Raw genomic sequence first — 13564 nt, 5'->3', positions numbered from 1 at the left:
TTCCGCAGGCTGGCCGCCCCTGCCACCGCATTACCGCGCCAAGAGCTCCGGCAGCTCACCATCCGCGACACCGGACGTGTGCAGGTGGCACGCCACCTGCCGCCTCTCTTCGGCCTGCGCCGTCCGACCCAGCACCGGCAGCTCGACCCGGCACACGTCCATGGCGTGCGCGCACCGGGGTGCGAAGGGGCAGCCCGGAGGACGCTTGGACAGGTCGGGCGGAGCCCCCGGGATGCCGGTGAGCTCGCGGCGCGGCCCGTGCAGCGGAGGGAACGACCCGAGCAGACCGGCCGAGTACGGGTGCCGCGGCTTCGCGTACACGTCCCGGGCCGCTGCCGTCTCCACGATCTCGCCCGCGTACATGACGGCGATCCGGTCGGCGACCTCGACCAGCAGGGACACGTCGTGCGTGATGAGCACCACCGAGAAGCCCAGCCGCTCGCGCAGCTCCATCACCTGCTCCAGGATCTGGCGCTGCATGACGACGTCGAGCGCCGTGGTGGGCTCGTCCATGATGAGCACCTGCGGCTCCAGCGCGAGCGCCATGGCGATCATGACGCGCTGCCGCATACCGCCGGACAGCTGGTGCGGATAGGACCGCAGCCGGTCGGCCGAGATGCCGACGAGCCGCAGCAGCTCGGCCGCCCGCTCCTTGGCCTCCGCCCGGCGCATGCGCGGCCGGTGCGCCAGGATGCCGTCGATGAGCTGCCGCTCGACCCGGTACACCGGGTTGAGCGAGCTCATGGCGCCCTGGAACACGATGGCGATGTCGCGCCAGCGAGCGGCGCGCAGCTCGGCGTCGGACAGGGACAGCAGGTCTGCCCGCTTGCCGTCGCGGCCCGTGAGCCACACCTCGCCGCCCGTGATGAGGCCCGGCGGCGGCAGCAGGCGCGTGGCCGCGTAGGCGAGCGTCGACTTGCCGCAGCCCGACTCCCCCGCCAGCCCCAGCACCTCGCCACGGTTCAGGGTGAGTGAGACCTCCCGCAGCACGTGGGTCGGGTCGTCGCCGAACCCGTAGTCGACGCTGAGGTTCCGGATCTCCAGGACCGGGTCCGACGGCGTCGCCCCGGACGTCTGTGTGCTGGTCTGCGTGCTCGTGTCCGTCGGGCTCATGTCCGTGCCTCCCGCACCACCGGGGTGAACCCCACGCGCGGCCGGATGCCCCGGTGACGCAGCGAGCGCGCATGCAGGCCGGTGGACCGCAGGCGGGGGTTGACGATCTCGTCGATACCGAAGTTGACCAGGGTCAGGGCCATGCCCAGCAGGGCGATGCACGCACCCGCCGGCACGAACCACCACCACGCGCCACGCTGCAGCGCGAGGTTGTTCTGCGCCCAGAACAGGATGGTGCCCCAGTTCCACTCGCTGACCGGCGTTATGCCGATGAACGAGAGCGTGACCTGCGACAGCACGGCGAACAGCACGGTGCCGACGAACCCGGACGCGATCACGGCCGTCAGGTTGGGCAGCACCTCCGCGAGGATGAGGCGCCACGTGCGCTCCCCGTTGGCCCGGGCCGCCTCGACGAAGTCGCGCTTGCGCAGGGACAGCGTCTGGGCGCGCAGCACGCGCGCGCCCCACGCCCAGCCGGTGGCACCGATGACCAGGGCGACCGTGAGCCCGCCCGCGGACGGTAGCTGCGCCGCGATCAGGATGATCAGCGGGAGCTGCGGGATCACGAGGAACATGTTCGACAGCGCGGACAGCGACTCGTCACCGATGCCGCCGACGAACCCGGCGGTCACCCCGACGAGCACGCCCACCACGGTGGCGCTCACCCCGGCGACCAGACCGACGACGAGCACGCCGCGCGTGCCGACGACGATCTGGGACAGGATGTCGCGGCCGGTGTGGTCGGTGCCCAGCCAGTGCGCCGCGGACGGCGGGCTCAGCAGGGCGTCGCTCACCTGGTTCGGGTCGTACGGCGCGATCCACGGGCCCAGCAGGGCGAGGAACGTGAAGAACGCGAGGATGACCAGGCCGGTGATCACCTTCCCGTTGCGCAGGAACATCAGCCGGTTGTTCATCGGTCCTCCGTCCGGGTGCGGGGGTCGAGCAGGGCGTAGGCGAGATCGGCCACCATGTTCGCCACGAGGACGGCCAGCGTGATGACCAGGAAGCAGCCCTGCATCAGGGGGTAGTCGTGGGTGGAGACCGCCTGGTAGAGCGTGTAGCCGATGCCCTGGTAGGAGAAGACCATCTCCATGATCAGCGTGCCGCCGACCACGAAGCCCAGGGACAGGGCGAAGCTCGAGACCTGCGGCAGCACCGCGTTGCGGGCCGCGTAGCCGAGCATGACCTGGCGTTCGGGGAGGCCCTTGGCGTGCGCCACGGTGACGTAGTCCTCCGAGGAGACGGTCACCATCATGTTGCGCATCCCGAGCACCCAGCCCGCCACGGACGACACCACCACCGTGAGGGCGGGCAGGAAGCCGTAGTAGATCACCGAGCCGATGAACTCGCCGGTGAACGCCGGCATCAGGCCGCGGTCGTAGCTGCCGCTGGACGGGAACCAGCCCAGGTTCACCGAGAGCACGGCGATCGTGATCAGGCCGAGCCAGAAGTACGGCACGGCCTGGAAGAAGGTCGCGACCGGCAGCAGCCCGTCGGCCCACGTCCCGCGCCGCCAGCCGAGGATCGAGCCGGCTAGCGTGCCGAGCACGAACGCGATGATCGTCGCGACGCCGACCAGGCCCACCGTCCAGGGCAGCGACTGGTTCACGATGTCGGCCACGGGCGTTGGGAAGTGCGTGAAGGACAGGCCCAGGTCGCCCCGCAGGAGCATGCGCCAGTACTCGACGTACTGCTCCCACAGGCCCAGGTCCTGGTCCAGGCCGAACAGGACGCGCAGCGACTGCTCGGCCTGGGAGTCGATGCGGCCCTGCATGCGGCCCATGAGGGCCGTCACCGGGTCACCCGGCAGCATTCGCGGGATGAAGAAGTTGATGGTGATCGCCGCCCACGCCGTCAGCGCGTAGAACACGACCCTGCGCAGCAGGAACCTCATGCGCCCGCCTCGTCCCCGTTGGTCGAGCCTGTCGAGACCAGCGGCCGGTCCTCCCGCTCGCTGTACCCCCAGCAGGCCGCCGACCGCCCGGGCACGACCTCGATCAGCGCCGGCGTCTCGCTCCGGCACAGGTCTCTCGCGTACGGGCACCGGGGGGCGAACCGGCACCCGGGCGGCGGGTCCACGAGGCTCGGCGGCTCGCCCCCGGTCCCCTGGTCCCGCACGGCCGCCGCTCCGGCGCCCGCCAGGTCGTCCGGGTCGGGCGCGGACGCCACCAGCAGCCGCGTGTACGGGTGCAGCGGCTCCTGGGTGACCGACTCGCTGTCCCCGTTCTCCATCACCTGCCCCGCGTACAGCACGGTGGTCCGGTCCGCGAAGTAGCGCGCCGACGCGATGTCGTGCGTGATGTACAGGATGGCGATGCCGAGCCGGTCGCGCAGGTCTGCCAGCAGGTTGAGGATCCCGAGGCGGATCGACACGTCCAGCATCGAGACCGGCTCGTCCGCGAGCAGCACCTCCGGGTCTGCGGCGAGCGCCCGCGCGATGGCGATGCGCTGCCGCTGCCCGCCGGACAGCTCGTGCGGGTAGGAGTCGACGTAGCGCGCTGCGGGCGTGAGGTGCACCCGCTCGAGCAGCTCGGTCAGCGCCGCCTCCAGCTCGGCGCCCCGCAGCTTGCCTCCGTCGTCCTGACGGCGGTGCAGCCGCAGCGCCCGGGTGAGCGTGTAGCGCACCGGGTGCACCGGGTTGATGGAGGCGAACGGGTCCTGGAAGATCATCTGCACGCGTCGCACGTACGCGCGGAACGCCCGCCGGCCGCGCACCCGCGCGTCGGTGCCGTCCAGGAGCACCTGCCCGCCCGTGAACGGGATCAGCTGGGCCAGCAGGCGGGCGACGGTGGACTTGCCGGAGCCCGACTCCCCCACCACGGCCAGAACCTGGCCGCGGTGGAGCTCGAGGTCCACGCCGTCCACGGCGTGTATCGCCCGGGCGGGCGGACGGCCGGCGATCCGGCGTCCACCCGCCCGGAAGTGCTTGGTGAGGCCGTGCGCGGCCAGCACCGGTGAGCTCGTACTCATCAGCCGTCCGCAGGCTCGAGGTTCATCAGGATCTGGGCGGCCTGGACCCCGGTGGGCTGGGGCTGGTTGTACGGGTCCTCCTCCGACGGCCAGCCCACGTAGTTCTGCGTCGAGTACTGGGCGGTGGCCGGGCGCGTCCAGATGGCGATGCCCGGCACCTCCTCGACGAACACTTCCTGGATGGTGGCGAGCGCCTCGGTGCGCGTCGCGTCGTCGGCGGCGGCCGCGTAGTCGGCGAGCGCCTCGGTGGCGTCGTCGTTCTGGAACCGGCCGAAGTTCCACGTGGCCGGCTCGCCGAGCTTCGTGTAATGCGCGCCATCCATGATGTCCGAGTACAGGTCCCACGGGGTGGCGCCGCCGTCGGTCCAGTGCAGGGTGGCCTGGAAGTCGCCGCCGGGGATGATGTCGGCGAACCAGCCGTCCTGGTTGACGGGGTTGACCGTCGCGGTGGCGCCGAGCTCCGCGGCCGAGTTCTTGATGAGGTCGAGCGCCGTCAGGTAGTCGTTCCAACCGGCGGGGTTCACGAGCTCGAAGGTGACCTCCTCGCCGTCGGGGTCGACGAGCTTCTCGTCCTCCCACGTGTACCCGGCGTCCTCGAGCAGGGCGCGCGCGCCCTCGACGTCGACCTCGAACTCCTGGCCCGCGTACTCGGGCGAGAGGAACTCCTCGCCGGCGGGCAGCGGCAGGCCGGTGACGCTGGTGAGCGCGGGGTTCACCCCGGACGTCGCGACGTCGACGAGCTCCTGGCGGTCGATCACCATGTTGAGCGCCTGCCGGAACGCCTTGTCGTCGAACGGCTTGGCCTCGTTGTTCAGGTAGAGGACGTCGATCCCGAGGCCGCCGGCGGCGTACTGGTTGTAGTGCTCGGGGTCCTGGGCGATGTAGACGTTCTCGAAGTCGGCGATGAACGTCCAGCCCCACTGCGCCTCACCGGTGGTGAGCGCCGTGGTCAGGGCGTTGTTGTCGTTGTACGACGAGTAGCGGATCTCGGGCACTGCGGGCTCGCCGCCCCAGTAGTCGTCGCGGGCCACGACGGTGGCGGCCTGCGGCGTCCACGACTCCAGGGTGTACGGCCCGGTGCCGATGGGTTCGGGGTTGGTGTCCGTGGTGGGGTCCTCGACGTCGGCCCAGATGTGCTCGGGCACCATGACGAGGTCGTAGAGCTTGGACTGGTTGACGAACTGCCCTGCGGTGAACGTCACCGTGACCGTCGTGCCGTCGGTCTCGACGGTGTCGTAGGGCAGGGCGCCGGTGTTGAGCGCCTCGAAGTCCTTGCGCAGCTGGATCGAGAACGCGACGTCGTCGGCGGTGAACTCCTCGCCGTCCGACCAGGTGACGCCCTCGCGGGGCGTGATGATCGCCTCGGTGTAGTCCTCGTTCCACTCGACGCTGTCGGCGAGCCAGGGGGACGGCGCCTCGGACGGTCGGGCCTGGTTGCGCATCATGAGCGGCTCGTAGATCGTGAACGCGTAGCCGAGCGAGAGCGCGGACGAGCCGGTGGCGAACGGGCTGTGGTTCTCGGTCTGGACGCCGTTCGGCATGCCGACCGTCAGGGTCTCCCCGCCGCCGGCCTGGGTGGTGCTTCCGCCTCCTCCTCCGCTGCAGGCCGTGGCCAGCAGGGCGATGGCTGCCGCGGCTGCGGCCGCGGCGACGTGCTTGTGAATCCTCACGGTGTGCCTCCTTGCACTCCTCCCGCGCGCGCGGGACGGATGGTGGGTGATCACTGGGTTCCGACGCCGGGCTCTTCCCCTGGCCGGACTGTCAGCTCGTTGGTCAGTCGCAGGTCCGCCACGGATCTGCCGGTGCGCAGCCGGTAGGTGCCCGGCGGCGTGGTCCAGCCCTTGGCCTGCGGGTCCCAGACCTGCAGCGCCCGGGCCGGGACGGGTACGCGGACGGTGGCGCTGCCCATGGCGGGGACGTCCGCGGTCGCGAAGCCGCCGAGCCACCGCACCGGGCGGCTCGGGCCGCCGTCGGGCGCCTCGACGTACACCTGGACCACCTCGCGGCCCGCGCGGCGGCCGGTGTTCCGGACGGTCGCGTACACCGTGAGGGTCGCGGGGGCGTCGTGCGCCTCGCCCCACGCGAGGACGGCGTCCTCGTACTCCCAGGTGGTCCAGCCGAGGCCGTGCCCGAACGGCGCGGCCGGCGCGGGACCTGCCGGCTCGGCGTCCAGCCGGCGTTCCCAGGCCCGGTAGCCGATGTCGGTGCCCTCGGCGTAGTCGACGACCCCGTCCACCGGCCGCGCGTGCGGCACCGGGACGTCCTCGAAGCGCGCCGGCAGGGTCCAGGGCAGGCGCCCGGACGGCTCGGTGACGCCGGTCAGCACGTCGGCGAGCGCAGTGCCCGCCTCCTGGCCCGGCAGCCAGCCCCACAGCGCCGTCGGCACGTCATCGAGCCAGGGCAGCAGCACCGGCGCGCCGGCGTTGACGACGACGACGGTGCGCGGGTTGGCCGCCACGACGCGGCGTACCAGCTCGTCCTGGTTGCCCGGCAGGTCCAGGTCGGGGCGGTCGTAGCCCTCGGACTCGACCTCCGCGGTGGTGCCGACCAGGACGACGGCGACGTCGGCGGCCGCCGCGGCCGTGACCGCGGCGGCCAGCTCGTCCTCGACTGACGGGCCGGGCAGCCGGTGCACCAGGGCCGCGCGCACGAAGTGCCCGTAGCCCACGGCGTGCACGACCTGGACGGTCGCGTCCAGCGCGGCCGTGCCGCTCGCCGTGGCGAGCGCGGCGATCGGGTGGTTGTGCCCCGAGGACAGCACGACGTCCTCGTCCACGCGGGTGTCGCCCTCGGCGACCCGGACTCCGTCCACGTGCACCTGGTGCACGCCGACGGTGCCGACGCCCAGCTCGTGCGGGCCCGGCTCGTCGAGGCGGACCTCGGCCCGGAGCCGGACGGCGTCCGCGTCGGGCCGGACGTCGTGGAGCCAGCCGGTCCACTCGTGGGCCGTGTACTCCTCGAGCGCGCTGCCGTCGGCGGCGAGCAGCGTCACGTGCAGCCCTCGCGCGCCCGTCACGGGGTCGGCGCACCGGTCGACGTCGAGCTCCGGCGGGTTGTGCAGGGCGCGGGCGCCGGCCAGCAACGTCACCTCCGAGCCGCGCGGCAGTGCGGCACCCAGCTCCACGGCTGGGTACGTGAGCCGGTCGGGGTGCACGAACGACGAACCGCCGCCCTGGAAGAAGGGTTCGACGGCCGCCGGGCCGAGCAGCGCGACGCGCACCGGGCGGGTCCGGTCGTGCACGAACGGCACCAGTCCAGCGTCGTCCTTGAGCACGACGACGGAGCGGGCGGCCAGCTCGCGCAGGAACCGCTCGGCGGGAGGTTCGCCGGTGGGCACCGCGGCGTGGTCGATCGCGGCGTGGACACCGGCCGCGGTCAGCCCGGTGCCCCGGCCCGCCCCGTCGTCGGGCAGCGTGAGCCGGCCCGTGCGGCGGGCGAGGCGCAGCAGGCGCAGCACCTTGTCGTCGAGCTCGGACTCCGCGACCTCGCCGGAGCGGACCGCGTCGAGGAGGCCGTCGCCCCACGCACCGTCGGGCCCGGGCATCTGCAGGTCGAGACCACCGCGGACGGCCGGCACCACGGACTGGGTGGCCACCCAGTCGCTGACGAACAGGCCGTCGTAGCCCCACTCCTCCTTGAGGAGGTCGACCACCAGCGGCCGGTGCTCCAGGAGCCGGGCCGAGACGCCGCCGGTGTCGGCGCCGTTGTAGGCACCCATCACGGACCACGGGACGACGTCCCGCACGAGCCGCTCGAAGGGCGCCAGGTAGGCCTCCCGGAGCGTGCGCTCGTCGAGACGGGCGAGGTAGCGCGTGCGCTCGGTCTCGGAGTCGTTGGCGACGTAGTGCTTGACGCACATCCCGACGCCCCCCTCCTGCGCGGCGCCCACGAGCGCCACGGCGATCTCCGCCGTGAGGTGCGGGTCCTCGGAGTAGCACTCGAAGTGCCTGCCGCCGACGGGCGTGCGCTGCAGGTTCACCTGCGGGGCGAGCACGACGTCGACGCCGTGGCGCCGGGCCTCGGCCGCGAACAGCGCGCCGGACCGGCGGGCCAGGTCCAGGTCCCAGGTGGCGGCCAGCGCCGACGGCGCGGGGAACATCGCCGACGTCCCGCCGTCCGGGCCGCGCACGCCGACCGGGCCGTCGGACATCACCACCGGCTCCAGGCCGAGGCGCGGCACTGCCGTGGTCGCCCACATGGAGGCGCCCACGACGAGCGACACCTTCTCCTCGGCGGACAGCTCCTCGAGGAGGCGGAGCAGCTCGGGCTCCGGGGCGATGGCCCCCGTGGCAATGGCCCGCGTAGCGATGGCCGGTGTGGTGACTGCCTGCGATGACAACGTGTGCTCCGTTCAGCGTCGGACGGCTGCCACGCATTCAACCACACTTACTTACTGGTTAGTAAGCCCGTTGACCCGTATCGTAAGGGCATGTCCGAAGCGACCGAGCAGGCTGCCCCCAAGGTCAAGCGACCCACCCGCGCACACCGGCGGGAGGAGATCCTCGCCGCGGCCACCCGGGTGTTCGGGTCCAAGGGCTACCACCAGGGCTCGCTGGTCGACGTCGCAGCCCAGGTCGGGATCACGCACGCCGGGGTGCTGCACCACTTCGGCAGCAAGGACAAGCTGCTGTGGGAGGTGCTCGAGTACCGCGACCGCGTGGACGTGCAGCACCTGGAGGGCAAGCACATCCCCGGCGGCATGGACCTGTTCCGCCACCTGGTCACCACGGCCCGCCTGAACGCGGACCGCCGCGGCATCGTGCAGGCTTACGCGGTACTCACCGGCGAGTCGGTGACGGACGGGCACCCGGCGTCCAGCTGGGTGGGACAGCGGTTCGCCGTGCTGCGCGGCGAGATCTCGGAGGCGGTGCGCGACCTGGCCACCGAGCGCGACGTGCGGCTGCCCGACGGCGAGGCCGAGCGCGCCGCCAACGCCGTCATCGCGGTCATGGACGGGCTTCAGCTGCAGTGGCTGCTCGACCCGGACGCCGTCGACCTGGCGGAGGCCACCCGGTTCGCCATCGAGTCGGTCCTGACCGCCACGCTCGGCAGCACCGTGCAGATCGTGAGCCCCTGACCCGCAGGGGTCACCACTCGGTCTCGAGCTGCCGATCGTTGTTCTTGCTGGGCGGCACGTCCATCTTCCCGAGCGTGAACCCCATGATGTCGCTGAAGACCGGCGCCGCGACCTCACCGCCGAAGATCGAGCTGCTCGGGCTCTTGAGGAACACGGAGACCGTGTACCGGGGATCGTCCGCCGGGGCGACGCCGATGAACGAGGCCATGTACGTCCAGCCGTCGCCGGCGGGCATCTGCGCGGTGCCGGTCTTGCCCGCCACCCGGTAGCCCGGGACCTTGGCGTTGGTGCCCGTGCCGCCGTCCTCGGTCACGGCCTCCATCATCTCGACGACGGTGTCGGCGGTCTCCTCCGAGACCACCCGCTCCCCCGGCTCACGCTCGGCCGGCGTCACCGTGCCGTCCGGGCTCGTGGTGCCCTCGAACAGCGTCGGCGTCATCCGCACGCCGTCGTTCGCCACCGTCGAGAACACGCTGGTGGCCTGCATCGCGTTGACGGACAGGCCCTGGCCGAACAGCACCGTGTACTGCGTGCGGCCGTCCCAGTCCGCGACGTCGTCCGGCGGCATGATGCCCACCGACTCGCCCGGCAGGCCGAGCCCGGTCGGCTCGCCGAAGCCGAACTCCTGCAGGTACTCCTGCCGCTCCGCGAGCGGGATCTTCTCGCCCACCATGACGGTCCCGGTGTTCGAGGACTGCGCCAGGACACCGGTCAGGGTGAGCCGCTGGACCGGGTGGTCGTGGGAGTCGTGGAACGTCTGGCCGTTCGGCGTCGTGTAGGTGTCGGGCACGGTGAACCGGCTGTCCGGCTCCCAGTAGTCGCCCTCGAGCGCGGCGGCCATCGTGATCACCTTGCCCGTCGACCCGGGGTCGAACACGTCCTTCACCGCACGCGACCCGCCCGCGACCGCCGCGGTGGACCGGTCGTTCGGGTCCACCGCACCGGAGTCCGCGAGCGCGACGATCTCACCCGTGCGCGTGTCCTGGACGATCGCTATGCCGTAATCCGAGCCGGACGTGCGCTTCGCCTCGTCGATGGCGTCCTGCGCCTTCCACTGGATGTCGTGCACCAGGGTGAGCTGGACGTCGTCGCCCGGCACCGCGGGGACCGACTCCTGCCCCGCCGCCGGGATGCGCAGGCCGTCGAGGCTGCGCTCGTACGTGTCCGAGCCGGCGGTGCCGGACAGCACGTCGTCGTACGCCGCCTCGATCCCGCCCCGCCCGACCTGCTCGTGGTTCACGAAGCCCACGAGCGAGCCCGCCACCGTGCGCGACGGGTAGGTGCGCCGCGACGTGAGGTCGGTCCGGATGTACGCACGGATCTCGAGGTTGGAGATGGCACGCTGCACCTCTGGCACCACGTTCTTGGCCAGCACCTCGTAGCGCGAGTCGCCGACCAGCCGCGCCGCCAGCTCGTTCTTCGGCAGGTCGAGGATCGGCGCGAGCAGCTGGGCGATGCCCAGGGCGCCGTCCTCCACCTTCCTCCCGTCGACGGGCGGGCGTCCGGTCCCCCGGAAGTCCTTGATCGCCTTGGGGTCCGCGACGACCCAGTAACGGTCCACCGAGGTCGCGAGCGTCACGCCGTTCGCGTCGGTGATGTCGCCACGGTGCGCGGGGGTCACCGCGGTGGCCGTGCGCGCCGCCTCCGCCTCGGCGGCGAGGCTCGGCCCCTGGATGAGCTGCACCTGGACGAGCCGCACCAGGAACACGAGCACCACCACGGCGGCGAGGCCGACCAGCCAGCGCTGCCGCACCTCCGGACGGCCCGGCCGGGGCGGCAGCGGACGCGCCACCCGGGACCGCGCGGGCCGAGCCTGGGCGGGGCGGGCCGAGCCGGGGCGGGCCCTCTCGGGTGCCTGAAGACCCAGCCGGGCGCTGGTCGCGCGTGGCTGGGTCTTCGTGGGCGACGTCTTCGTGGGCGACGTCTTCGTGGGCGACGCCTTAGTGGGCGACGGCCGCTTGGGCTGCGGCTTCTGTGACCGGCCTTGCCGGGGCTGGGGCTTTCCGGCCTGGGATTTTCCGGCCTGGGCCGCGCGTGGTTGCCCGGCGCGGGACCTGGCAGCGCCTGGCTGCCCCGCGCGGGGTCCGGCAGCGCCCCCCGACGGGGTGCGCTGCCGGCCCGAGCCCGGCGTCGGCCGGGTCATCGGTCTGTCCCCTTCACCACCTTGCCGGTACGGAGACTGACCATGGTCGGGTTCTCCGCCGGCACCATGCCGAGGCTGCGTGCCTTGTCCGGCAGGCTCGTCTCGGCGGCGCTCAGGTCCTCCTGGAGCCCCTGCACGTCCTGGGCGGTCTGCGCGACCTCGCCCTGCAGCGCCGACATCTCGTAGGACCCCCGGGCCAGCGTGGTGTTCAGCACCAGCACGGCGACGAGCGAGACGACCATGAGGGTGGCGCACAGCACGAGGAACGGCACGCGGCTCTTCGAGTGCAGCGGCGCGCGGACGACGGCCAGGCGGCTGCCGCGCTGTGCGGCGCCCCCGGAGATGGCGGTCAGCGGAGCCCTGCGGGTGCGGGGCAGCTCAGCCGGACGGGCGGCGCGGGCCGTCGCAGCAGTGGAAGCGCTCATCGGCGGTCCTCCTTCGCGGTGTGGTGCTTGGTGGTGCGGTTCAGCAGGTGGTCAGGTGTGGGCCGCAGTCGCTGCGCGGCACGCAGCCGGACCGACGCGGAACGCGGGTTGCGCTCCAGCTCTTCGGCGTCGGCTTCCTCGGCGCCCCGGGTGAGCGGCTCGAGATATGGCCTGTGCGTCTCCGGCTCGACGGGCAGCCCGGCCGGCGCGGACGACGTCGTGCCCTGCGCGATGGCACGCTTGACGATCCGGTCCTCGAGCGACTGGTACGACTCCACGACGATCCGGCCACCCACGGCGAGCGCCTCGATCGCGGCGGGTACTGCGCGCTCGAGAACCTCGAGCTCGCCGTTCACCTCGATCCGCAGCGCCTGGAACGTGCGCTTGGCCGGGTGGCCGCCCGTCTTGCGGGTGGCGGCGGGGATGCTGGCCCGCAGCAGGTCGACGAGCTCGCCGCTGCGGTCCCACTCCCGTTCTGCCCGACGCCGGACGATGTTCTTCGCGATCCTGCTCGCGAAGCGCTCCTCGCCGTACTCCCGCAGGATCCGCGCGAGGGCACGCTCGTCGTAGGTGTTGAGCACGTCGGCCGCGGTCAGGTCCTGGGTGGAGTCCATCCGCATGTCGAGCGGCGCGTCCTGCGCGTACGCGAAGCCCCGCTCGGCCTCGTCGAGCTGCAGCGACGACACGCCGAGGTCCATGAGCACGCCCTGCGCCGCACCGCCGGCGTGCTCGTCGACGACGGAGACGATCTCGTCGTAGACGGCGTGCACCGGCGTGAAGCGGTCGCCGAACCGGGCCAGCCGCTCGCCCGCCAGGACCAGCGCCTGCGGGTCCCGGTCGATGCCGATCACACGGGCCGTCGGGATCTGCTCGAGGACGGCCTGGGTGTGCCCACCCATGCCGAGCGTGCAGTCCACCAGGACGGAACCGGGCTCGGCGAGGGCCGGAGCGAGCAGGTCGACGCAGCGCTGGAGCAGCACCGGGAGATGGCGGTCGGCGGCGTCGCTGCTGTTGCCGGGTCGGCTGTCGGTCGCGTTCATCGGTGTCTCCTCTCGTGCGTCGTGCCCTGCGGTGGTGCTGAAGCCGCCGAACCGGCCTGCGGGCCGGGCCGTCCGGTCAGGTCTCCCTCCGCACGGTTCCGGCGGCGGGGAAGTGCGCCGGATCCTGCGGGAGGAGGCCTGGCCGTACGGCCGCCGCCTCGCCTGCCTAGAAGCTCAGCCCGGGGAAGATCTCCTCGGCCTGATCGATGTAGTCGGGTTCGGTCTGTTCCTGATATGCGGACCAGGCTGCTGCGTCCCACACCTCCACGCGGGTACCGACCCCGATCACGACCACTTCGCGGTCCAGGCCGGCGTACTCGCGCAGGTGTGTCGGGATGGAGACCCGGCCCTGCTTGTCCGGTACTTCGTCGCTCGCTCCCGCCAGGAAGTTTCGCGTGTAGTCCCGCGCAGCCTTGCTCGTCACCGGTGCCTGCCGGATCTGGGTGTAGATCTGCTGAAACTCATCCATCGGGAGAAGAAAGAGGCACCGCTCCTGCCCTTTGGTCATGACCAGACCGCTGGACAGTCGCCCCCGGAACTTGGCAGGAAGGATCAGTCGGCCCTTCTCGTCCAGCTTCGGGGTGTACGTCCCGAGAAGCAGGCCCAGACCCGCGAAACCTTCTGCCATCGCAGTCATGGGCCAACACCTCCTCTCGCTCCCGCACACTCCACGCTACTCCACTTTCCACCACCACACTCGGAAAAACGATGGGGAGAACTACCCACCGGCCGTCAATGTGCAGGTCAAAGAGGTAAAGAGCGGGTGGAGGAAATTCATGTCCGGCGTGGCGTGGAA

Annotated in this window: 11 protein-coding genes; 1 reads left to right on the top strand and 10 read right to left on the bottom strand. The window is 72.0% G+C overall.

Annotation, left to right across the window (positions count from 1 at the left end; translation table 11 throughout):
* Positions 1–30 precede the first annotated feature (30 nt).
* Genes AB0F40_RS02060 through AB0F40_RS02035 form a run of 6 tightly spaced genes read right to left on the bottom strand, consistent with a single transcriptional unit; the run spans position 31 to position 8422 of the window.
* Positions 31–1113, bottom strand: a complete 1083-nt coding sequence (locus AB0F40_RS02060) for an ABC transporter ATP-binding protein (RefSeq protein WP_357463376.1) — start codon at positions 1111–1113, stop codon at positions 31–33.
* Positions 1110–2027: an ABC transporter permease gene (locus AB0F40_RS02055; protein ID WP_357463373.1), complete on the bottom strand. Its 918-nt coding sequence runs from the start codon at positions 2025–2027 to the stop codon at positions 1110–1112. Before AB0F40_RS02055 ends, AB0F40_RS02060 begins: the two co-directional genes overlap by 4 nt.
* On the bottom strand, positions 2024–3007 hold the full coding sequence (locus AB0F40_RS02050; protein WP_357463370.1) for an ABC transporter permease: 984 nt from the start codon (positions 3005–3007) through the stop codon (positions 2024–2026). Before AB0F40_RS02050 ends, AB0F40_RS02055 begins: the two co-directional genes overlap by 4 nt.
* Positions 3004–4083 carry an ABC transporter ATP-binding protein gene (locus tag AB0F40_RS02045; protein ID WP_357463367.1) on the bottom strand — a complete coding sequence of 360 codons (1080 nt, stop codon included), beginning with the start codon at positions 4081–4083 and terminating at the stop codon, positions 3004–3006. The genes AB0F40_RS02050 and AB0F40_RS02045 overlap by 4 nt, the downstream gene beginning before the upstream one ends.
* On the bottom strand, positions 4083–5753 hold the full coding sequence (locus tag AB0F40_RS02040) for an ABC transporter substrate-binding protein (protein ID WP_357463364.1): 1671 nt from the start codon (positions 5751–5753) through the stop codon (positions 4083–4085). Before AB0F40_RS02040 ends, AB0F40_RS02045 begins: the two co-directional genes overlap by 1 nt.
* 50 nt (positions 5754–5803) lie before the next feature.
* Positions 5804–8422: a glycoside hydrolase family 3 C-terminal domain-containing protein gene (locus AB0F40_RS02035; protein WP_357463361.1), complete on the bottom strand. Its 2619-nt coding sequence runs from the start codon at positions 8420–8422 to the stop codon at positions 5804–5806.
* Between the two features lie 90 nt (positions 8423–8512).
* Between AB0F40_RS02035 and AB0F40_RS02030 the strand changes: the two genes are divergently transcribed.
* The gene (locus AB0F40_RS02030; RefSeq protein WP_357463358.1) at positions 8513–9160 is read left to right on the top strand and encodes a TetR/AcrR family transcriptional regulator; all 648 of its coding nucleotides are present in this window, start codon (positions 8513–8515) and stop codon (positions 9158–9160) included.
* Positions 9161–9170: 10 nt separating this feature from the next.
* Here AB0F40_RS02030 and AB0F40_RS02025 read toward each other — a convergent pair whose 3' ends face one another.
* The 4 genes from AB0F40_RS02025 to mraZ all read right to left on the bottom strand — a co-directional run bounded on the left by AB0F40_RS02025 (position 9171) and on the right by mraZ (position 13405).
* Complete coding sequence (locus AB0F40_RS02025) at positions 9171–10952, bottom strand: penicillin-binding protein 2 (RefSeq protein WP_357463355.1); 1782 nt, start codon at positions 10950–10952, stop codon at positions 9171–9173.
* Between the two features lie 347 nt (positions 10953–11299).
* Positions 11300–11728, bottom strand: coding sequence for a hypothetical protein (locus AB0F40_RS02020; RefSeq protein ID WP_357463352.1), 429 nt, complete (start codon positions 11726–11728; stop codon positions 11300–11302).
* Entirely contained in the window at positions 11725–12768 is a 1044-nt protein-coding gene (rsmH, locus tag AB0F40_RS02015; RefSeq protein WP_357463350.1) for a 16S rRNA (cytosine(1402)-N(4))-methyltransferase RsmH, read from the bottom strand. The genes AB0F40_RS02020 and rsmH overlap by 4 nt, the downstream gene beginning before the upstream one ends.
* A gap of 166 nt (positions 12769–12934) precedes the next feature.
* Complete coding sequence (mraZ, locus tag AB0F40_RS02010; protein WP_357463347.1) at positions 12935–13405, bottom strand: division/cell wall cluster transcriptional repressor MraZ; 471 nt, start codon at positions 13403–13405, stop codon at positions 12935–12937.
* Between the last annotated feature and the right edge of the window lie 159 nt (positions 13406–13564).

The organism is Promicromonospora sp. NPDC023987 (assembly GCF_040639055.1).
GTDB lineage: Bacteria > Actinomycetota > Actinomycetes > Actinomycetales > Cellulomonadaceae > Promicromonospora.
The sequence above is the reverse complement of the archived record's forward strand: the minus strand, read 5'-3'. Positions and strand labels throughout refer to the sequence as shown.

Coding starts and splice junctions, on each gene's coding strand:
- AB0F40_RS02030 (WP_357463358.1), top strand. CDS start 8,513: ATGTCCGAAGCGACCGAGCAGGCTGCCCCCAAGGTCAAGCGACCCACC.
- AB0F40_RS02055 (WP_357463373.1), bottom strand. CDS start 2,027: ATGAACAACCGGCTGATGTTCCTGCGCAACGGGAAGGTGATCACCGGC.
- mraZ (WP_357463347.1), bottom strand. CDS start 13,405: ATGACTGCGATGGCAGAAGGTTTCGCGGGTCTGGGCCTGCTTCTCGGG.
- rsmH (WP_357463350.1), bottom strand. CDS start 12,768: ATGAACGCGACCGACAGCCGACCCGGCAACAGCAGCGACGCCGCCGAC.
- AB0F40_RS02020 (WP_357463352.1), bottom strand. CDS start 11,728: ATGAGCGCTTCCACTGCTGCGACGGCCCGCGCCGCCCGTCCGGCTGAG.
- AB0F40_RS02060 (WP_357463376.1), bottom strand. CDS start 1,113: ATGAGCCCGACGGACACGAGCACGCAGACCAGCACACAGACGTCCGGG.
- AB0F40_RS02050 (WP_357463370.1), bottom strand. CDS start 3,007: ATGAGGTTCCTGCTGCGCAGGGTCGTGTTCTACGCGCTGACGGCGTGG.
- AB0F40_RS02045 (WP_357463367.1), bottom strand. CDS start 4,083: ATGAGTACGAGCTCACCGGTGCTGGCCGCGCACGGCCTCACCAAGCAC.